The 20,782-nt window shown below is 71.3% G+C and carries 17 protein-coding genes; 10 read left to right on the top strand and 7 right to left on the bottom strand.

Annotated features, from left to right (window positions below; translation table 11 throughout):
- Positions 1–120 precede the first annotated feature (120 nt).
- Complete coding sequence (locus OO70_RS12790; protein WP_051741141.1) at positions 121–1,329, bottom strand: MFS transporter; 1,209 nt, start codon at positions 1,327–1,329, stop codon at positions 121–123.
- 99 nt (positions 1,330–1,428) lie between these two features.
- Between OO70_RS12790 and OO70_RS12785 the strand changes: the two genes are divergently transcribed.
- Positions 1,429–1,662, top strand: coding sequence for an MFS transporter (locus tag OO70_RS12785; RefSeq protein WP_043668621.1), 234 nt, complete (start codon positions 1,429–1,431; stop codon positions 1,660–1,662).
- Between the two features lie 113 nt (positions 1,663–1,775).
- Here OO70_RS12785 and OO70_RS12780 read toward each other — a convergent pair whose 3' ends face one another.
- Entirely contained in the window at positions 1,776–3,095 is a 1,320-nt protein-coding gene (locus OO70_RS12780) for an MFS transporter (protein WP_078651385.1), read from the bottom strand.
- 159 nt (positions 3,096–3,254) lie between these two features.
- On the opposite strand from OO70_RS12780, the gene OO70_RS12775 reads away from it, so the two are divergent.
- From OO70_RS12775 to OO70_RS12765, 3 genes are all read left to right on the top strand, one after another.
- The gene (locus OO70_RS12775) at positions 3,255–4,115 is read left to right on the top strand and encodes a LysR family transcriptional regulator (RefSeq protein WP_043668618.1); all 861 of its coding nucleotides are present in this window, start codon (positions 3,255–3,257) and stop codon (positions 4,113–4,115) included.
- 139 nt (positions 4,116–4,254) lie between these two features.
- Positions 4,255–4,947 carry a GNAT family N-acetyltransferase gene (locus tag OO70_RS12770; RefSeq protein WP_043668615.1) on the top strand — a complete coding sequence of 231 codons (693 nt, stop codon included), beginning with the start codon at positions 4,255–4,257 and terminating at the stop codon, positions 4,945–4,947.
- A 70-nt stretch (positions 4,948–5,017) separates the two neighbouring features.
- Positions 5,018–5,845, top strand: coding sequence for an isocitrate lyase/PEP mutase family protein (locus OO70_RS12765; RefSeq protein WP_043668612.1), 828 nt, complete (start codon positions 5,018–5,020; stop codon positions 5,843–5,845).
- Positions 5,846–5,962: 117 nt separating this feature from the next.
- Here OO70_RS12765 and OO70_RS12760 read toward each other — a convergent pair whose 3' ends face one another.
- The 3 genes from OO70_RS12760 to OO70_RS56640 form a co-directional block, all read right to left on the bottom strand.
- Positions 5,963–6,622: a hemerythrin domain-containing protein gene (locus OO70_RS12760; protein ID WP_051741139.1), complete on the bottom strand. Its 660-nt coding sequence runs from the start codon at positions 6,620–6,622 to the stop codon at positions 5,963–5,965.
- A gap of 8 nt (positions 6,623–6,630) precedes the next feature.
- Positions 6,631–7,551: a TIGR03619 family F420-dependent LLM class oxidoreductase gene (locus OO70_RS12755; protein ID WP_043668604.1), complete on the bottom strand. Its 921-nt coding sequence runs from the start codon at positions 7,549–7,551 to the stop codon at positions 6,631–6,633.
- A 141-nt stretch (positions 7,552–7,692) separates the two neighbouring features.
- Positions 7,693–10,449: an AfsR/SARP family transcriptional regulator gene (locus tag OO70_RS56640; protein ID WP_267881214.1), complete on the bottom strand. Its 2,757-nt coding sequence runs from the start codon at positions 10,447–10,449 to the stop codon at positions 7,693–7,695.
- Positions 10,450–10,696: 247 nt separating this feature from the next.
- On the opposite strand from OO70_RS56640, the gene OO70_RS12745 reads away from it, so the two are divergent.
- Together OO70_RS12745 and OO70_RS12740 are read left to right on the top strand one after the other, a co-directional pair.
- Positions 10,697–11,893, top strand: a complete 1,197-nt coding sequence (locus tag OO70_RS12745; protein WP_106971666.1) for a serine/threonine-protein kinase — start codon at positions 10,697–10,699, stop codon at positions 11,891–11,893.
- Positions 11,894–12,039: 146 nt separating this feature from the next.
- Positions 12,040–13,344: a cytochrome P450 gene (locus OO70_RS12740; RefSeq protein ID WP_043668599.1), complete on the top strand. Its 1,305-nt coding sequence runs from the start codon at positions 12,040–12,042 to the stop codon at positions 13,342–13,344.
- Between the two features lie 29 nt (positions 13,345–13,373).
- Here OO70_RS12740 and OO70_RS12735 read toward each other — a convergent pair whose 3' ends face one another.
- Complete coding sequence (locus OO70_RS12735; protein ID WP_043668595.1) at positions 13,374–14,072, bottom strand: response regulator; 699 nt, start codon at positions 14,070–14,072, stop codon at positions 13,374–13,376.
- Positions 14,069–15,331 carry a sensor histidine kinase gene (locus OO70_RS12730; RefSeq protein ID WP_043668593.1) on the bottom strand — a complete coding sequence of 421 codons (1,263 nt, stop codon included), beginning with the start codon at positions 15,329–15,331 and terminating at the stop codon, positions 14,069–14,071. The genes OO70_RS12735 and OO70_RS12730 overlap by 4 nt, the downstream gene beginning before the upstream one ends.
- Before the next feature lie 210 nt (positions 15,332–15,541).
- Between OO70_RS12730 and OO70_RS12725 the strand changes: the two genes are divergently transcribed.
- The 4 genes from OO70_RS12725 (at position 15,542) to OO70_RS12710 (ending at position 20,780) form a co-directional block, all read left to right on the top strand.
- Complete coding sequence (locus tag OO70_RS12725; protein ID WP_043668590.1) at positions 15,542–16,267, top strand: ABC transporter ATP-binding protein; 726 nt, start codon at positions 15,542–15,544, stop codon at positions 16,265–16,267.
- Positions 16,264–18,948 (top strand): ABC transporter permease, encoded by a 2,685-nt coding sequence (locus OO70_RS55935; protein ID WP_234336832.1) that lies wholly within the window; start codon positions 16,264–16,266, stop codon positions 18,946–18,948. The genes OO70_RS12725 and OO70_RS55935 overlap by 4 nt, the downstream gene beginning before the upstream one ends.
- Before the next feature lie 92 nt (positions 18,949–19,040).
- Positions 19,041–19,400 carry a DUF779 domain-containing protein gene (locus OO70_RS12715; RefSeq protein WP_043668587.1) on the top strand — a complete coding sequence of 120 codons (360 nt, stop codon included), beginning with the start codon at positions 19,041–19,043 and terminating at the stop codon, positions 19,398–19,400.
- 228 nt (positions 19,401–19,628) lie between these two features.
- Positions 19,629–20,780 (top strand): phosphodiester glycosidase family protein, encoded by a 1,152-nt coding sequence (locus OO70_RS12710; RefSeq protein ID WP_043668584.1) that lies wholly within the window; start codon positions 19,629–19,631, stop codon positions 20,778–20,780.
- Positions 20,781–20,782 lie beyond the last annotated feature (2 nt).

Here is a 20,782-nt window from a genome sequence, read left to right as displayed (position 1 = left end):
GGACGACCCGACCACCGCCCGCCGGAGGAGTCCGGCATTTGGACAGCCCTTGACCAGAACCTGTCACTACACATGGCTGGAAGCCGACCTGTTCATCGCGCCTTCATCGAGGACTCGGGATCACATGGCCGTGGGCCGCGCACGGGCAACGGCCGGCAGCACTCCGGCGAGGGCCAGTGCGATGCCGCCGCAGATCAGCAGCGGAAGGTGGCCGTCGGTGCCCCAGGCGAGCCCGGCCCACACGCCCGCCAGGAGCACGGCGGCGCCGGTGGCGCCCTGGAACAGGCCCTGCGCGGTGCCCTGTTGGCGGTCGGGGACGAGCGTGGAGATCCACGCCTTGCCGACGCCGTCGGTGCAGGCGGCGAAACCGCCGTAGAGGGGCAGCACCACGAACACCAGCCAGGGGGTGTGGATCAGGCCGAGGCCCAGGTAACCGATCGCGAAGAAGAGCAGGCCGGTGGCGAAGACCAGGGAGCGCGGCAGCCGGTCGGAGAGCGCCCCGGCGGGGTAGGACAGGGCGGCGTAGACGAGGTTGTAGACCGCGTACGCGCCCACCACCCCGGCCGTCGAGAGGCCCAGGTCGTGGGCGCGCAACAGCAGCAGCGCGTCAGGGAAGTTGACCAGGTTGAAGACGAGCAGTATCCCCAGCACACGCCAGTACGGGCGCGGCAGGGATCGCCACGGTGTCCGGTCCGCCTTCGTCGGTGTGCCGTCGGCCGTCCCGCGGGAGCGGGGGTCGCGGACGGCGGCGACCAGCGCGACCGACGCGACGGCGGGGATCACGGCGACCCAGAACAGCGGCCGCAGCCGATGGTCGAGCGCCTCGTACAGGACCAGCCCCACGAGCGGGCCGACCACCGCGCCGGCGGTATCGGCGGCCCGGTGCAGACCGAACACCCTGCCGCGCTGCCCCTTCGGGACGCCCTCGACGAGCAGGGCGTCTCGAGGCGCCCCGCGCATGCCCTTGCCGAGCCGGTCGGTGACCCGGGCGAGGAGCACCAGCGGCCAGACGGTCGCCAGCGCGATCAGCAGCTTGCCCACCGCCGCCAGGCCATAGCCGACGCCGATCAGGGGACGCCGGTCGAACCGGTCCGCGAGGCGCCCGGCGGCCACCTTGGTGATCGACGCCGCGCCCTCGGCCAGTCCCTCGATCGCGCCCACGACGGCGGGCGGGGCGCCCAGCACCACGGTCAGGAAGATCGGCAGGATCGGGTAGAGGAGTTCGCTGGCCGCGTCCTGCAGGAAGGACACCCCGCTCAGCACCTTCACGTTGCGGGTCAGCCACACGGAGCGTTGTCCCGCCGACGGTGGGGTGGTGGGCTCGGTCATGGGTGCTGCACCTCCAGGAAGCGGCTGAGCACGACGCCGGAGAGAGCTTGGCAGCACAGGCGGCACGGCGGGCACCACCGGCCGGAGAAGTGCGGGACCATGCTGCCGCCATGGTGGATCACCCGCCTGCGCGCCACGGGCACCGGCTTCGGCAGTGCCTGGCTGCGGGCCGGCTCCTCACTCGGCCCGTTCATGGTCGCCTGGATCGTCAGCGGCCTGGGAATGCGCCACGTCTTCACCGCCTTCGCCGTCCAGGCGGTCGCCGGCGCCGCGGTCACCGCCTTCGTCGCGCTGGAGACCAAGAACAAGTCCCTTGAGGAACTCGCCCCTTGAGCCACCCCGTCCTGCCCTGCCCTGCCGTGAGCAGTGAGCACCGGCTCGGTATCGGAGCGCCGGGGGCACTGAGGCACACCCCAAGAGGGACCGTCCGGAGAGACCGTGTGGGGTCAGCGTTCCGTCTCCTCGTGCTCGTGGCCCGTGTCGGGTGAGGTGGTGGGGGCGGTCCGGCTGCTCGGGGTGGTGGCGTGGCCGCGCGTGAGTACGGCCACGGCGGCGAGCAGGACGAGGACGACGCCGGTGAACCATGTCGTCGCCGTGGTCACCGTCATCGTGCGGCTGGCGACGCCGAGGCCGACGGGCAGCAGGGCCAGGCCGAGGTAGGACGTGAGGAAGAGACCGGCGAGGGCCTCGCCGCGCCGGGCCGCCGATGCCGTGCCGGCCACCTGGCCCACCGCGGACTTGAACAGCACTCCGGCACCCGCACCGGCAGCGATCCCGGCCAGGACGAACACCGGCAGGCTGGCGATGTGCATGGCGACCGAGAGGACCGCCGTACCGGCGGTCAGGGCGAGCAGGCCGAAGGTCCACCGGGTGCGGGCGCCGAGTCGGCCGGTGAACACCTGGGCCGCCGCGGCGGCTCCGAACACGCTGAACACGATCAGACCGGCCAGCGCGCGGGAGGGGTGGTGCAGGGTCCCGCCGACGAACCCGGGGACCAGGGAGGTGAACAGACCGAAGACGGCCATGGACGCGAACCCGGCCGCCGCCGCGCCCAGGTATCCCCGCTCGCCGAGACCGGCACCGACCCGCTGGGGCCGGTACGCGGGCCGGACGGCCGGCTTCCGTACGGTCTCCGGTGTCAGGGCGACGGCGACGACACCGGTCAGCAGCAGTACGCCGAAGACCACGTACGGCACTCGGAGCGGCGCGCCGAGGTACTGGGCGAGCGCCCCCGCGACGAGCGGGCCCAGGCCCAGGCCGCCGATGTTGGCCGCGGTCGACACGATCTCGAACCGCCGGGTCGAGGCGCCGGGCCGGTGCGCGCTGTGCAGCTCCTGCAGATGGGCGGTGGCGGTCGCCGTCAGCATGCCGACGCCGAGGCCGGTGACGAGCCTGGCGACGATCAGGACCGGGAGCGACGGCGCGGACAGGAACAGCGCGGCGGCGAGCAACTCCAGGATCAGGGCGGACGTCATGACCTTCTTGCGGCCGACCCAGTCCGAGACATGCCCGGCGAACAACAGGCTGGTGAGCACGCCGACGGCGTACACGGCGAACACGACGGTGACCGTGAACGTGGAGAAGCCGTCGTGCGCCTGATAGAGGGGATACAGCGGGGTGGGCACGGTGGAGAACGCCATGGCCGTGACGAACACCGCGGCGATCGTCCAGAACCCGACGCCGTAACGGCGGGCGGAGTGCGGGCGGTCCGCCGCCCGCATGCCTCGATCGGGTACGCGGTCCGTGCGCGGGTGCGCGGTCGACATCAACAGCATCAGAGCACTCCCAGCCAGTGAGGATGGAATCCGGCGGCCTGGGCCACCTGTCCTTTTCAACGTGCGCCCGGAGACGTTGTTTCCCATTCCGGAGAGATGGCTGGAGATAATGGTTATCTCCAGATCAGCTGACCAGGAAGGGCGGCGGCCATGGATCTGCGACAGATGGAGGTCGTCATCGCCGTCGCAGAGGAGGGCGGCTTCAGCGCTGCGGCCCGGCGCCTGCACGTGGTGCAGTCCGCGGTCTCCAGCACGGTGCGTGCCCTGGAGCGCGAGCTGGGCACACCCCTGTTCCACCGCACCACGCACCGAGTGTCACTGACCCCCGCCGGGCACGCCTTCCTGCCTGCCGCCCGCGCCACCCTGGAGGCCGCCGAACAGGCCCGTGCCGCCGTCGACCTCGCGCGGAGCGAGCTGCGCGGTGAGATCACGGTCGCCGTGATGCAGGGCCTCTACTCCGGCCTCGCCCCGGCACTGGCCGACTTCCACCGCGAACACCCGGGGGTGACGTTACGGCTGCGCCAGGCCCCCGTCGACGACATCCCGCAGGCGCTGCGCGACGGCACCGCCGACCTGGCCGTCGCCGCGCTGGACGCCCCGCAGTCACGCGGGCTCACCACCCGCCTGCTGTTGCGCGAGGAAATGGTCCTGGTGACCGCGCCGACCGAACCACCGCGGCCGACTAGACCGGCGACCCTCGCCGAGGCGGGCCGCCTGCCCCTGGTGGACTTTCCGCCGACCTGGGCGATCCGGCACGAGGTCGACAAGGCGTTCCGCGCGGCCTCCGTCGAGCACACCACCATCTTCGAGGTGAACGACATCCTGGCAGCCGGCGATCTGGTCCGGTACGGCCTGGGTGTGTGCATCATGCCCCCGTCGCTCGCGGCACGATTCCCCGAACTGCCCACCCGCCCCTTCGCCGCGCAGGCCCCCTCCTGGACTCTCAGAGTCGTCCATCTGCACGGAGAACAGCCACCCGCGGTCGCCGCGCTCCTGCGGCACATCCGATGACCGGCCCGCCGGCCGGCCGAACCACCGGGCTGGCGCACCACCGGACCGGCGCACCCCAAAACCCGTCGCGGGGCCGCCCGTTGCCCCAGGACCGAAAATGCGATGCACGCTACGACGGCTCGCCTCTACGGTTGCGCCCATGCCGACGACCGCTTCGCCGCTGTCCGCGTATCCCCCGTTGAACGTCCAGGTGCACACACCCCGGCTGTCTCTGCTGGGGGCGACGGACGAGCTTCTGGAACGCCTGGTCCCCACGGTGCGCAAGGGGGTGGCCATCAGCCCTCCGTGGCCCTTCGACGATCCGATGTCCCTGTATGAGGACAGCCCGGAACGCGAGTGGCGCTGGCTGCGGAGTATCTGGTCCGGCCGGGGCCGGGTCAGTGCCGACTTCTGGCGCCTGTACTTCGTCGTGGCCGTCGACGGGGAGCCGGTGGGCATGCAGGATCTGAAGGGCGTCGACTTCGCCAGGTTCGGGACGGTCACCACGTTCTCCTGGCTCAGCCCCGATGTGCGCGGCGCCGGGTTGGGGAAGGAGATGCGCCAGGCTGTGCTGCACCTGGCCTTCGAGGGGATGGGCGCCGGTGAGGCGGGCAGCGACGCGTTCGTCGACAACCATGCCTCGAACCGTGTCTCGGAGGCCCTGGGATATGTACCGAACGGTGTCTCCTGGGACACCCGGCGGGGCGAGCGGGCGCAGATCAAGTGCTGGCGGCTGACCCGCGAGGAGTGGACCAAGCAGCGGCGTGACGACATCGAGCTCATCGGTGTCGCCGACTGTCTGCCGGTCCTCGGGATCGACCCCCGGAAATCCCCGGAAGCGTCACCTGCGTAACTCCCAAAAGATTTCGATCGTTATGCGAGCGCACATCGCCAACCCGGCCAGCAACAAGAGGACTTGTTCCATGCCTCACGGCAACGCACTGCGCAGCGCGATCGCCACTCCCCGCACCACACCTCTGATCGGCGTGTACGACATGTACTCGGCATCGATCGCGGCCCGGCACTACGACGGCTTCTTCGTCTCGGGATTCGGATTCGCCGCGTCCTACTACGGTCTGCCGGACATCGGCTTCATCGCCTGGCCGGACATCGTGGCCTTCACGGAACGGCTCCGCTGGGCCTTCCCCGACCACCACCTGCTGGTGGACATCGACGACGGGTACGGCGACCCGGAGGTGGCCTGTCATGTCGTACGACGTCTGGAACAGGCCGGCGCCTCGGGGGTGATCCTGGAGGACCAGAAGCGCCCCCGCCGGTGCGGCCACGTCGAAGGGAAGCAGCTGCTGCCGCTCGACGAGTACCTCGACAAACTCGAACGGGTGCTGGCCTGCAGGACCGAACTGACCGTGGTCGCGCGGACCGACGCCACCGACGACGCCGAGATCCTCACCCGCGCCAAGGCACTTGCCGCCACCGACGCCGATGTGGTGCTGGTGGACGGCGTGCGCGACATCGAGGCGATCCGCCGGATCCGCGACACCATCGGTGACAAGCCCCTGCTGTTCAACCAGATCGCCGGGGGCCGCTCCCCCCGTCTGTCACTGGGCGAGTTGGCGGAACTGGGTGTGGACGTGGCGATCTACAGCACCCCTTGTCTCTTCGCCGCGCACGAGGCGATGGACAAGGCGCTGACCGACCTCAAGGCGACGGACGGACGGCTCCCGGCCGGAGGGGAGGACGCGGTCGGCGTCCCCCAGTCCGTCGAGCTGCTCACCCGCAACCTCCGGTGAACGCCGAGCACTCACGGCAGCTGATGTTCCGTCAGTAGAGAGACGCACATCTGATCTCTGCACCTTCGAGGGCCGGCAGCCGTCAACTGTCGGCCCTCGTGCGTGCGTTCGTCCGGCTCACACCCCGCGCAGGCGGGCCTCCCAACGGGCGTGCGAGCGGCGGCCGGAGAGGCGCCACAGGACGCGGGCGGGCAGCGGTGCCTTGGTGAGGAGCGCTCGTTGCTCTTCGGGAGTCGCGACCGCCATCAACGCGCTGAAGGCGCGCAGCAGATGCTTCTTGTCCAGCTTCGCCAGGCTGATCTCGCCGAGTTGCTCCCATTCGGCGACGGTCAGATATTCGGCGGCCAACGGCAGGATGGTGTTCTCCTCCTCGTCCATGTGCGCGTTCAACACCGAGCCCAGTTCGCTGAGTTGCGCCGCTACCTGCTCGCAGAGGGGCTGTCGGGGATCGGCGGCCAGACTGTCCAGCGCGCCCGTCACCTGCGTGACCAACTCCTCGAGCCGGTGGTGCTGTTCCTCCATGCGCGCGATCGTCTCGGCCTGCCCCGCCGTCCGGGCCGCGAGGCGGGGCCAGAGGAATTCGTCCTCGCTGACGTGGTGGGCTTCCAGGCCGATGAGCATGAACCGCACCGCGTCGACGACCAGCGCGGCCCGCGCGGTGTCGCCGGGCCGCAGTCCGCGTACCAACTCGGGCAATTCCGCGCACGATTGGCGGAACGTGCGGTGCACCACCACCATGTCGTGGACATCCGGCTTCGCAGTGACTACATCAGACATGGTGTTCCCTAGCCCTTGCTCAGCTGGTCGTGAAAACGGTGTGCCAGGTCCGTCAGTTCTTCCGCGCTCCGCGCGGTCTGCTGGAGGTCGATGAGGACCTCGTCGGCCCCGGCCGCGTGGGCGGCGAGCAGATAGTCCGACACCTGTACGACCGTCCCCCGGTGCGGAACGGCGTCGTTCTGTGCGGCCTCGGCAGTCACCACGGGGTTCACCCGGACGACGGTGCGCAGGGCGTCGGGGTCGCGTCCGGCCGCCTCCGCGATCTGCCGGATCTGGCTGATGACGTAGGCGAGTTGGGGTACCGGCAGCGCGACTCCAGCCCAGCCGTCGGCGCGACGGCCGATACGTTCCAGGGTGGCCGGAGTGAAGCCGCCCAGGAGTACCGGCGGGCGGGGACGCTGCACGGGGAGCGTCTCGATGTGCGCGCTCGGGATCGTCCACAGGGCGCCCTTGTGCTCGGCCGTCGACGAACCCGACCAGACGTGGTCCAGGATGTCCAGGATCTCTTCCAGCCGTGCCCCGCGTCCCTGCCACGGCACACCGATGGCCTGGTACTCGTCGGACGACCAGCCGAGCCCGAACCCGATGTCGAGCCGTCCCTCGCTGAGGATGTCGACGGACGTCAGCGAACGGGCCAGCAGGAGCGGGGAGTAGAAGGGCGCGTTCAGCGTGCTGGTCCCCAGGCGCATCCGGCGGGTGGCGTGCGCCAGGAAGGACAGGGTGGCGATGGGGTCCAGGAAGGTGCGGTACTCCTCCGGTACGGGGCCGCCGCCGGGATAGGGGTCACGGGGCTGCGTCGGTACGAGGGCCCGGTCGCCCACCCACAGGCTGTCGTAGCCGATCGCTTCGACCGAGGCGGCGAACCCGGAGATCGTGGCGGGGTCGGTGAACAATCCGTACTGGGGAGCTCCCAGACCGATCTTGAGCATGTCTGTCACCTGCTGGTCACCTGTTCGAGGAGATGCTGAGGCAGCGGGCGGGCGTGCGGAGGCACTCCGGCCGCGGTCCGTTCTCGGACCACCGTGTCGAACACGGATCAACGTTCGGTCGACGGCGTGTGAAAGCCCTGCTCAGCGCTGTGCCGCCGCCTGCCGCAGGCGGTCGCTCACCTCGTACACATGCTGGGCCGCAGCGATGTTGACCTCGGCCCGGTCGGAGCTCAATGCGGTGAACAGGCGGGCCACCTCCTGGAGGAAGTAGGCCGGGCTGTTCGGATCGTCCTCCGCACCGGCGACGGCCTCCGACTCGGCGAAGAACTCGACGGCCTCCGCGGTCCGCCCCCGGTCCGCCAGTACGACCGACAGCAGCCGAGCGGCCATGAAGAACGTCACCCGGTCGTCGCTGTCGTGCGCACGCCGGATCGCCTCGCGCAGATCGGTTTCCGCCGCTGTCAGATCACCGCGGATGAAGGAGAGCCAGGCCCGGATGTGCCGGGTCTGCCCCCGAAGCGCCGGATCGTCACCCAGATCCGCCGCCGCGACAGCGTGGTCCGTGACGCGTTCCAGTTCCCGCTGATGCGCGGGTCCGGCGAAGAGCCCGCTCGACGCGATCACCGACAGCGCGGCGACGACGATCCGCGAAGCGTGCGGAATGTCACGCAGTACCCGGGAGAACACCGAGACGAGCAGCGTGTGTTCGGCCAGCAGCCAGGTGCGCGCCTCCTCGGCGTCGGCGAACCGCAGTCCGGTCAGGGGCACGGGGAGGAGGTGGATGCTGAGCGAGTCGGCCTGGTCCGTCGCGCTCATGGCCTGGAGCAGGGTGGCGTGCAGGAACATCGTCAGCCGCACCAGCGCCGCCTCGCGCTCCGCGACGGGATCCTCGCGATCGGCGCGCCGGGCGGCGAACGCCCGTACCAGATCGTGGAATCGGTAGCGGTCGGCCGAGTGCGGTTCGAGCAGACCGGCCTCCACCAGATGCTCGAGTTGCTCCTCGGTCTCCTGTTCCGGCTGGTCCAGGAGCACCGCCGCGACCGCTACCGGGAAGTCCGCGGCATCCAGCAGCGCACACAGCCGCATCGCCCGGGCCCGATCGGGGGCGAGGGCCCGGTATCCGACCTGGAAAGTGGCCTCTACGGACATGCCGCCGGCCCGCAACTCGTCGAGCTGGTGCTCCTCGGCGCGCAGCCGCAGCAACTGCGCACCGAGCCCGCGTCCGGGACGGGCCGCCGCACGGGCACCGATGATGCGCAGCGCCAACGGCAACTGCCCGCACGCGCTGACCAGTTCGAGCGCGAGTTCCGGGTCGGCGGCGATCTCGGCGTCGCCGGTGAACCGGCCCAGCATGGTCACCGCCTCCTGCTGATCGGGCACCGGTACCTCGAAACGCGTCGCACCCGGCGGTACGAGCGACCGGTGCCGGGTCGTGATCAGCGCGGAGTTGCCCGGGGTGCCCGGGAGCAGCGGTGTCACCTGGGCGGTGTCGGACGCGTTGTCCAGGAGCACCAGAATCCGGCGGTCGGCGGTCAGGGTGCGATAGGCCCCGGCGCGGGCGGTGGGCGTCGCGGGGATCTCGGCGGCGGGCATGCCGAGCGCGAGGAGGAAGTCGACCAACACGTCCGCGGGATCGGCGGGTTGGCCGCCGTCACCCCGCAGGTCCACGTACAGCTGCCCGTCCGGATAGTCGCCGCGCAGGCCGTGGGCGACGCGCAACGCGAGCGCGGTCTTCCCCACGCCGCCGATACCGCTGAGCACCGTGAGCGCGACCGCTTCCCCACTGGGCCGCAGCGCGAGCCGGAGCCGCTCCCACAGCCGCTCCCGCCCGACGAAGTCGCCCGGCGCCGGGGGGAGTTGCTGCGGACGGACACCGGCCGGGACCTCCTCGTCCCGCGTCGTCGCGAACCGGTCGAGTTCGTCGGTGGCGCCCGATGCGATGGGCTGACCCCGGCGGCCGCCCGATCGCGCCACGGCGTCGCCGGAAGGACCAGCGGACGTCGTAGCAGCGGTCGACGACTCGGGACCGGTCGACGTCGTAGCACTGGTCGACATCACGTCATCAGTCGAGGCGGTGTCACCGGTCGACGGCGCGGCACCGGCACGACGTCCGCCGTGTCCCCCGGGACGCGACTCGACGGGGCCGGGCTCGGCGCCGCTGAGGATGCGGGCCTGCAGCTCCCGCAGTTCCGGCCCCGGGTCCATGCCCAGCTCGGCCACCATGGTCTCGCGGGCCGAGGCGTAGACAGCCAGGGCCTCCGCCGCACGCCCGGCGTGGTACAGGGCACGCATGCGCAGCGCGTAGAGGTCCTCCCGTAGCGGATGGTCGGCGATCAGCGAGATCAGTTCCGTCGCCACACGGGCGTGCTCACCGAGGTCGGCGGCGCACTCCAGCTGCGCCACCTGGGCGTTCAGCCGCAGATCGACGAACCGTCGACGATGCCGCTGGGCGTAGGGGCCGGGCACGCCGGACAGCGGCTCCCCCGACCACAGCGCCAGCGCGGTGTCGAACGCGCGCAGGGCGGGGCCGGTCCGCCGCGCGGCCCGCAACTCCTCGCCCTCACGGACCAGTTGCTCGAAACACAGGGCATCGACTGCCTGCTCCGGGATGTCGAGCTGGTATCCGCCCTGGGTGGTTTCCAGTCGGGAACGTTCCTGGCCCAGCGCGAGGCGGATGCGGTAGACGTACGTCTGCACCGAGCGTGCCGCGTTGCCGGGCGGCTCTTCCCACAGCGCGTCGACGAGGTGGTCGAGGCCGCACTGACGTCCTTCGCCGAGCAGCAGCCGCACCAGAACCGCACGCTGCAGCGGGCTGCCCAGATCCAGCTCACGCCCGTCGTGCCGACCGCTCAGTGGCCCCAGCAGCCCGAACTCGTACCCCTCCACCGCCGTTACCACCCGGCAGAGTCTAGCGGGCCGAACGGGCTCGCCAGACGGGCCTCGCAGCGGGAGACGCGGGCCTCGTTCGCGATGGTGTCGGTGGCCAGGACCAGAATCCCGGTCGATCGGCATGGCTGTCGATTCCCGATTGGGGTCAGTCGCCGTCGGGCCGCCAGTAAGCTGGGGCGGCTGCGGCATCCCCACCAACACCCGTCCCCACAAAGGGACATGGCCGTCAGCGGTCGAGTCGTCTCCCTGCGTGAGGATGAAGGAACAGGTGCTGATAGCGGGCCGGTACCGGCTGAACGTCGCCATCGGGCGTGGCGCGATGGGCGAGGTCTGGCAGGCGTACGACGAGATGGCCGGCAGGCCGGTGGCCGTCAAGCTCCTGCACGCCCAGAACTCCGAGCCCACCGCCGCCGCCCGCTTCCGCCTGGAGGCCCAGACCGCGGGCCGGCTCAGCCACCCTCATGTGGTCGGCGTCGTCGACTTCGGCGAGCAGGAGGGGCGACTGTTCCTGGTGATGGAGCTGGTCGAGGGCGACAGTCTCGCCTCCGTGCTCACCCAGGCGGGATCCCTGCCGGCCGAGCAAGTGGCCCGTATCGCCGCCGAGTCGGCCGCCGGACTCGCCGCCGCGCACCAACAGGGCATCGTGCACCGGGACATCAAGCCCGGCAACCTCCTCCTCGACGCCAACGGCTCCCTGAAAATAGGCGACTTCGGCATCGCGCAGTTCATGAACGACCCCGGTGGCGCGCTCACCGCGACCGGCCAGATCGTCGGAACCAGCCTGTACATCGCCCCCGAACGCGCCCTGGGCCAGCCCGCAGGACCGCCGTCCGACGTCTACTCGCTCGGCTGTGTGCTCTACCAACTCCTCACCGGACAACCGCCGTTCCGCGCCGGCAGCCCCATCGCCGTCCTGCACCACCATCTCGACACGGCCCCCGTACCACCCCGGGAACTCGGCGTCGGACTGCCGCCCGCCTTCGAGAACTATTTACTCGGTCTCCTGGCCAAGCGACCCGAGGACCGCCCCACGGCACGTCAGGCGGCCGAGTGGTTCGCCTCGGGCGCCTGGAGAGGGCGTCCCGAGCCGCTCCCGGCGGCCGCACCGCACCCCGAGCCGAAGAAGCCGGAACCCCGCGTGACCGCCTGGGACGCGGACGTGGCGCCCAGGAGGGACGCGGCCCCCGGCTCCGTGACCACCTACGCCTTCCCGTCCGCCGTCACCGGCACCGCTCCGTCCCACCGGACACGCCGTCGGCAGCGCACGGGAGCCCGCGCCGTCGTCGTACCACGCTCCAGGGCAGTGGGCACGGTCGCCGCCGTGCTGATCTTCCTCGGGGCACTGCTGGTCGGCCTGGCCTGGTTCTCCCCCGACCACAGCTCGGCGGACACACCACCGAAGGACCCGCCCAACACCGCGAGCCTCACCACCCCGGCACCCCCTCGGCGCTGAACCCGTAGCCGAGCGGTTCATCCAGGGCGGGGCCAACTCCCTGTCCAAGTGGTATCCGGGCCACCCCGAGATACCGACACGAACCGCCACAACCTGTTTCCGGTACGGCAACTCCTCCATGTCCGAACATGATCTAGCCTGACGCGATGCGCACCCCTACTTCGCTGCTGCCGGCCTTTCGACCCCAGGTCCAGGAGCGCCTCTACGACTTCTACGAGGAGCTGCGGAACAGCGACGAGCTCTTCTGGGACCGTCACTTGAGCGCCTGGATCGCGACCGGGCACGCGGTGGTCAGCAGCGCGACGGGCAACTCGGGGCTGTCCTCGGTGCGTTACCCCGACATCGAGGAAGTCCCTGAAGAACTACGGCCGTTGGCGCGGGTCCTGAGCCGGCAGATGCTCTACAACGACGCCCCGGACCATGCCCGGCTGAGGTCCCTGATCAGCAAAGCCTTCTCCCCGCGGGCAGTTGAGACACTCCGCGCCCGGATCTTCGAAGCCGTCGACCGGATCATCACCCACGCGGCGCCGACCGGGCGGATGGACATCGTCGCGGACCTCGCCCGTCCGCTGCCGCTGACCATCATCTGCGACCTCCTCGACGTACCGCAGCAGGACCGCCCCGCCCTCGCCGCCTGGTCCGCGCCGATCGCCGAGGCCATCGGCAACTCCCGGCTCGACGCCGACCGCAACCGCGAGGCCTCGCAGAGCATGGCGGACATGCTCGCCTACCTCCGGGAACTCCTCACCCGCCCGGACACCCCGCCGGCCCCGCACACCCTGCGCGCCCTGGTGACCGCGCAGGCCGAGAACACCGACCAGGACCCCGACGAACTCCTCGCCAACTGCGCCCTGTTGCTGATCGCCGGCCACGAGACCACCACCCACTTCATCGGCAACGCCACCCTCGCCCTGCTCCACCACCCGCACGCGGCACAGCAGTTGCGCGAGCGGCCGGACCTGATGCCCGCCGCGGTCGAGGAACTCCTGCGCTACGACGCCCCGGTCCAGCTCATGCTGCGCCGGGCGCGGCACGACCTGGACCTGGCAGGCCGCACCATCGCCGAGGGGCAGACGGTGCTGCTGGTGTGCGGCGCCGCCAACCGGGATCCGGCCGTGTTCCCCGATCCCCATGTGCTCGACTTCGAACGGCCCGGCGGACGGCACATGGCGTTCGGACACGGTCCGCACTTCTGCCTGGGCGCGGCGCTGGCCCGGCTGGAAGGCACGATCGTCCTGGAAGCGCTCCTCACTCGGCTCCCCGACCTGCGTCTCGACGGCACCGAGCCGCCGAAGTGGCAGCGCAGCCTCAACTTCCGCGGTCTCACCCGCCTGGACGTCGCCTTCACCCCGCCGACCCACAGTTCCCCGAGCACCGGCACCAGCACCAGCACCCTCGACCACGCGACGCCCGTCGGCGTGTGCCCCGTAAGTCAAGGTCCGGAGGCGTAGCGGACAGGGTGACCGCGTCCACGACCGCCTCACCGCGCGTCCGCGCCCTCGCCCTCCCGCCGCGCCCCGGGGCTGACAAGTCCCGTCTCGTATGCGACGACAACCGCCTGGGCCCGGTCGCGGAGGGAGAGTTTGGCGAGGATGTGGGAGACGTGGGTCTTGACCGTGGCCTCGGAGAGATGGAGCCCGGTGGCCAGTTCGGCGTTGCTCAGGCCCTGGGCGAGCAGGCGGAGGACATCCAGTTCGCGGGGTGTGAGGGCGGCCAGGTCGCGGTGGAGGGAGGCCGATTCCGGGGCCCGGCGGGCGAACCGCTCGACCAGGCGGCGGGTGATGGCGGGGGCGAGCAGGGCGTCGCCGGCGCGCACCGTGCGGACGGCGGCGACGAGGTGTTCGGGCGTGACGTCCTTGAGGAGGAAGCCGCTGGCTCCGGCGGCGAGCGCGGCGTAGACGTAGTGATCGAGGTCGAACGTGGTCAGCATGACCACGCGCGGCGCGTCCTCGGACGTACCGGCGAGGATGCGCCGGGTCGCCTCCAGGCCGTCCATGTCGGGCATTCGGATGTCCATCAGCACCACGTCGGGCCGGGTGCGCCGGACCGCGTCGACGGCTTCCGCGCCGTCGGTCGCCTCGGCGACCACCTCGATGCCGTCGGCGTCGAGGATCAGCCGGAAGCCGGTGCGTACGAGGGCCTGGTCGTCGGCGACCACGACGCGCGGCGGCCGGTTCACAGGTCCTCCAGGGGATGCAGGGGGATCAGGGCCTGGACGCGGTAGCCGCCGAGCGGGCGGGGGCCGGTGCGCAGGGTGCCGCCGTACACGGCGAGGCGTTCGCGCAGGCCGATCAGGCCGCGGCCGTTGCCGGTGGTCGCGGCGGGCGCGGGTCTGCCGCCGGTGTCGGTGATCTCGACGTGGAGTTCGTCGTCGCCGTACGACACCTGGACGCTCGCGTCGGCTCCGGACGTGTGTTTCACGGTGTTGGTCAGGGCTTCCTGCACCACGCGGTAGGCGGCGAGTTCGACTCCCGCGGACAGGGGGCGGGGTGCTCCGGAGACGGTCAGTTCGACGGGCACGCCGGCGCTGCGCACACGGCCTACCAGCGCCTCCAGCCGGTCCAGGCCTGGTTGCGGGGCGAAGTTCTCCGGCTCCGCGCTCTCTGGATCCAGGTCCATGGTGAGCAGGCCCATCACGTTGCGCAGTTCCCCCATCGCCGCCCGGCCGCCCGCCTCGACCGCGAGCAGTGCCTCGCGTGCCCGGTCGGGGGACTTGTCCATGATCTTGCGGGCGGCGCCGGCCTGGATGACCATCACGCTGACGTTGTGGGTGACCACGTCGTGCAACTCCCGGGCGATCCGGGCGCGTTCGTGTTCTACGGCCCGACGCAGCTCTTCGGTCCGGGCGCTCTCCACGGCGGTCAGCCGGGTGCGGGTCTCGGCGGCCCGGAGTTTCCAGGTCCGCAGGCCGATGGCGGCCACGACGATCGGCACCGAGATGAACAGGGGCACGTACTGGGTGGGCACGGTGGGGGCGACGTAGAAGTACGGGTCGGGTGGGCCCGCTCGGCCCGATCTGCTGATGAGGGCGACCACCACGGCGAGGCTCGCCAGGGTCGGCAGCCGGTGCGGACTGTAGGCCGCCGCGCTGTAGGCGGCGATGACGCAGGCGTAGAAGGTGAGTCGGGCCACGTCGTCCGGGGTCAGTGCCATCGCGACCGCCACGATCCACAGCACGGCGAGGGGGTAGCGGCGCCGCCACGCCAGCGACGCCGAGGCCAGGAAGACCAGGATCACCAGTTCGGTCATGCGGTGCCGATGGGCTTCCTCGTAGCCGTCGCCCCACGCGTACTGCACCGCCACGAAGGTGAGGACGAGCGCGAGTCCCGCGTCGAGGAGCCGCTGTTCCCCTGTGGGGCGCGGCAGTTGACCACCGGGACGCAGCAGCGCGCCGGCCGCTCGGCGCAGCCGGGCCCGGACTTCCCTTGCCACCGTCACCGGCCCATTCTCTCGGCCGGCGGCATCGCCCGGAATCCCTCCGGCGGACGGGCCGCATACATCCGTCGGCTACATCTCAGGGATGACGTCGTGGTCCATCACCCCAGTGCGGTACGGCATTTGGTCCGGGCGACCGGCGCGCCCGCGGCGGTCGCCTTCCTAGCGTCGGTGGCGTCCGATCCGAGAAGGGTCACCATCAGGAAGGCCACCATGACGACACCACACCTCATCGAACTCCTCGACGTGAGCCGCCGCTACGGCAGCGGGCCGCCGGCGCTGGAGGACGCGTCGCTGAGTGTGCGGGCCGGTGAGGCCGTCGCGGTACTCGGGCCGTCGGGCAGCGGCAAGTCGACGCTGCTGAATCTCGTCGCCGGTCTCGACCGGCCGGACTCGGGGACCGTGACCGTGGACGGGGTGCGGGTGGACCGGTTGGGCGAGGCCGGGGCGGCGCGTTACCGGCGGGCGAAGATCGGGATGGTCTTCCAGTTCTTCCATCTGCTGGACGATCTGTCGGTCGCCGACAACGTCGCCCTGCCCGCGCGGCTGGCCGGTCTCGGGCGGCGTGAGTCGCAGAGCAGGGCGGCAGAGCTGCTGGAGTCGCTCGGTATCGCACGGCACGCCGGAGCCCATCCCGGCCGGCTGTCCGGCGGCGAGCGTCAACGGGTCGCCGTGGCAAGGGCGTTGATGAACCGTCCCGCGCTGCTCCTGGCCGACGAGCCGACCGGCGCGCTGGACTCGGCGTCCGGCGAGGAAGTCAGCCGACTGCTACGGGAGTTGAACGCCGACGGCCAGACGATCCTCGTGGTCACGCACGACATGGCGCTCGCGGAATCGTGTACGCGCCGCACGGTCCGGCTCGTGGACGGCCGGATCACCTCCGACACCGCCGCCACCTCCACCACCGGCGTCGACACGGAACCGGAGTCCGTCCGATGAGCGCGCTGGGCCGGGTGATCCGCTCGGGCATGGCCCGCCGCCGGGTGCAGACACTGGTGATCGGGCTGGCCACGATGCTGGCCGTGACGGCGTCAGTGCTGGGCGGCGCGCTGCTGGTCTCGTCCGAGGCGCCGTTCGAGAAGGCCTTCGACCGGCAGCACGGGGCGCAGTTGACGGCCCAGTTCGACGCGAGTCGGGTCACGGCGGCCCAACTTGCCCACTCCGCGCGGGCGTTGGGGGTGACCGACGCATCCGGCCCGTTCCCGACGGCGACCGTCACCCCGGCCGTCGACGGGCACAGCGGAGCACCGATCGCGGTCGCCGGGCGTGCCACGTCCGGCGGCTCGGTCGACAACGTGGCGGTGACCAAGGGCCGTTGGGTCGAGAAGCCCGGCGAGATCGTCGTGTCGGCGGACACCGGACCCGAGGTACGGCTCGGTCAGCAGCTGAACTTCCCTGACCTGCCCGGCAGTCCGACGCTGACGGTGGTCGGCGTGGCCCGCTCGGTCAGCCGTACCGCCGACGCCTGGGTACTCCCGTCGCAGATCGCGGACTTGACGCCGTCCGGCAGGATCGGCGGCTACCAGATGCTCTACCGCTTCACCCACGCCGACACCGCGGCCCAACTGGCCCAGGACCGCGCATCGGTGACGGCGGCGCTGCCCGTGAAGTCGCTGACCGGAGCGCAGTCCTGGCTCGGCGTGAAGAAGATCGCCACTCGGGAAACCGCGCTGTTCGTGCCGTTCCTCGTCGCGTTCGGGGTGCTGGGCCTGGTCATGTCGGTACTGATCGTCGGCAACGTGGTCGCGGGCGCGGTCGCCACGGGCGTGCGCCGCATCGGCATCCTCAAGGCCGTCGGCTGCACCCCCGGACAGGTCGTACGGGCCTGCGCGGGCCAGGCCCTGCTCCCGGCCGTGGTCGGCGCGGCGCTGGGTACGGCCACCGGCCACCTCCTCGCCGTCCCCGTCCTGTCCGAGACATCGGACGCCTACGGCACAGCCGGGCTCGGCGTCGAACTGTGGGTCGATGTCGCGGTCATCGGCGGGGTGTTGACCGTGGTCGCACTCACCGCCTGCGCGAGCGCGTGGCGAGCAGGACGGCTGCGTACGGTCGACGCGCTGGCGGTCGGGCGCGTATCGGTGGCCGGCCGGGGCGGGTGGGCGGTCGGGCGCATCCTGGCGGCGGGCCGGAACCAGTGGACGGCCGGGCGCATCCCGGCCGTGGGCCGGAAGCAGCGGACGGCAGGGCCCATCCCGGCCGAGGGCGGCCACAAGCAGCGGACGGTCAGGGCCATCCCGCCCGCAGGCCAGGACCGGCGGCAGACAGCACAGTCCACCCCACCGGGGGGCCACGACCGACAGGCGAGCCGGCACACCTCAACCACGCACCGAGACCCGCGGACGACAGATCTCACCCCGGCCGCGGACCGGGACCGGCGGACGGCCGAACGCACCCCACCCGCAGGCCGAGGCCGACGGGCGGCTCGGCTCGCTGCTCGGTTGCCCTTCTCGCGGCCGGTGGGGCTGGGGCTGGCGCGGCCGTTCGCCCGGCCCGCGCGGACGGTCGCAATGGTGGTCGCGGTGCTGTTCGGCGTCGCGGCCGTCACCTTCGCGACCGGTCTGTCCTCGTCGCTGGGCGAGGTGATCGCGGCCAAGAACCACAACGCCGCCGATGTCACCGTCGGCGCACCGGGCGGGCAGGCCGGAACCGGCAAGGCGGTCCGCCAGGGGCCTGACGGCGCCGATCCGGCCGACCAGGCGGACCCTGCCGCAGTCACCGCCGCGATCGCGGCCCAACCGGGCACCCGCGCCTACTACGGCAGCGTCTCCACGGAGGCGGCGGTATCAGGCATGAGCGGAACCGTCACCGTGACCGCGTTCGACGGCGACGCGTCCTGGGGCGGCTTCACCATGGTCGGCGGGCGGTGGTTCACGAAGGCGGGCGAGGCTGTCGTGCCCAGTACGATCCTGACCGCCACCGGGACCAAGGTCGGCGACACCGTCACACTCGCCGTGCGGGGCAAGGCAGTTGTGGTCCGGATCGTCGGGGAGGTGTTCGACACCGGCAACGACGGCCGTACGGTCTTCACCGACGCCGGCACGCTCAAGGCCGCCGCCCCCGACCTCAAGTCCACGACCCAGTACGTCGATCTGAAGCCCGGCACGGACACGGACGCGTATGTCACCGCGCTCGACGCCGAGTTGAAGCCCTTGGGCGTCAGCGCGACCAGCGCCAAGCACACGAACGGCAGCGATACCGCGACCATCCTCGACTCGCTCACGGCACTGCTCACCCTGATGCTGGTGTGCGTCGCTGGACTCGGTGTGCTGGGCGGGGTCGTCCTCGACACCCACGAGCGCGTCCACGACCTGGGCATCCACAAGGCGCTCGGCATGACACCCCGGCAGACCGTCACGATGGTCGTCACCTCGGTCGTCCTGCCCGGACTGGCCGGCGGCGCCCTGGGCGTACCACTCGGCCTGGCCGTGCACAGCGCGGTGCTCCCCGCGATGGGCCACGCGGCGGACCTGCGGCTGCCCGAATCCGTGATCGATGTCTACGACGCCCGGGACCTGGTTCTGCTCGGGCTCGCCGGTGTCGTCGTCGCCGTCCTCGGCTCCCTGCTGCCGGCCGGCTGGGCGGCACGCGTCCGCACGGCGACCGCACTCCGCGCCGAATAGGCGAGCCGGACAGCGGACAGCTGCGCAACCCTCTCGCAACCTTGTGTGTGCTGCGATGGTCACCCTCATCCGGCTTCCTCGGGACGGCTGACATGGACGAGAACACCCCGCGCGTCGAACTCACCCCCGCCGCGGCCGACCTGCTGCGTCAACTGCACGCCCAGCACGGCCCGCTGATGTTCCATCAGTCCGGCGGCTGCTGCGACGGCAGTGCCCCCATGTGCTACCTGGCGGGCGAGTTCCGCACCGGCGGCTCGGACGTGCTGCTCGCCGAACTGGAGGTCGAGGGCGTGCCGGAGCCCGTGACGTTCTGGATATCGCGCAGCCAGAACGAGGTGTGGAGTCACACGCGCCTGATCGTGGACGTCGTAGCGGGTCGCGGCAGCGGTTTCTCGCTGGAAGCACCCGAGGGGGTGCGTTTTCTCACCCGTTCCCGTGTAGTCGGCGCCTAGGAGCCCCGCCCGTCATCGCCATCTGGTGCACTGCCCCTGAGTCCTGGGAGAGTTGACGAGACATCAGGGGGCACTGTGACGCACCGTCAAAAGCGTTCCAGAGCAGACCGTTTCAGAGCAGAGAGTTCCAGAAGAGCAGAGCTTTTCAGGAGAACGGAGCATTGGGGAGCGGGTAGATCGGTACTCGCGTCTCTCACGGCATTCGGCGCGCTGGCCGGTGCGGCCCTGGTGGGGGCGGCACCGGCCGGTGCCGTGCCGGGCGTCACCCGGCTCGCGCCGGGTGTCACCTACCAGCAGTTCGACATCTCGGCGGCCAGGGGGGTGACCCACGCCCATGTGGTGGTCGTCGACCTGCGCAACACCCATGTGCGCGTCAACCTGCTGTACCCGGGCAAGGTGGCGGCCCGGGAGCCCGTCTCCGAACTGGCCGACTCGGTGGGCGCCGTCGCGGGTGTCAACGGTGACTTCTTCAACATCACCGAGACCCAGCACCCGGGCGTCGCGGCCACCGGCTCCACCGACGGACCGGCGATCGCGTCCGGTGTGGCACTCAAGGGCGCGGTGCCGGACGGCCAGCGCTTCGGGCCCGCACTGCCACCCGGTACGAACACACGGAACGTGCTCGGCGTGGGTGTCGACCGGGTGGCCCGGCTGGACAGCCTCACCCTCAGCGGGACGATCCGCACCCCACAGGGGCGGCTGGCACTCGGCGGGTTCAATCAGTACGCGCTGCCGGAGAACTCCATCGGTGCGTTCACCACACAGTGGGGCAGCGTCTCCCGGGTGCGTGCCACATGTGGCACGGACACGAACCGGGCCGCCGCCTGTAGTACCGACACCTATGAAGTAACCATTCGCGGCGGCCGGGTCGTGTCGTCCACCAACACTCCCGGCAGCGGTGCCATCGCCGCCGGCACCACCGTGCTCGTCGGCCGTGAGGCGGGTGCCCAGCGGCTGCGGAAGCTGTTCAAGGGCGAACGGGTGCGAGTGCAGCACCGGCTGGTGGCGTCGCGGTCCGGGGTTCCGTACCGCTTCGCGCTCGGCGGCTACCCGGTCCTGCGGAGCGGTCAGCCGCTGGCCGGTCTCGACAACACGGCCTCGGCCGTACGCACCGCAGTGGGGATCGCCGACAGCGGCCATCGTCTGCTGCTGTTCGCGACGGACGGCGCGGTCGCGTACCGCAGCGGCCTGACGATCGCCGAAGTCGCCACCCAGATGCGGAAACTGGGCTCGGTCGACGCCTTCAGCCTGGACGGCGGCGGCTCGACGACCCTGGTCGCCCGCGCGTCCGGCGCGAGCGCCGTCACGGTACGGAACCACCCCAGCGGCGGCGCCGAACGGCCCGTACCGAACGGTGTCGGGGTCTTCTCAACCGGCTGATC

The sequence above is a fragment of the Streptomyces xylophagus genome (genome assembly GCF_000716435.1).
GTDB classification, from domain to species: domain Bacteria; phylum Actinomycetota; class Actinomycetes; order Streptomycetales; family Streptomycetaceae; genus Streptomyces; species Streptomyces xylophagus.
This window is presented reverse-complemented; position numbering and strand designations above follow the sequence as displayed.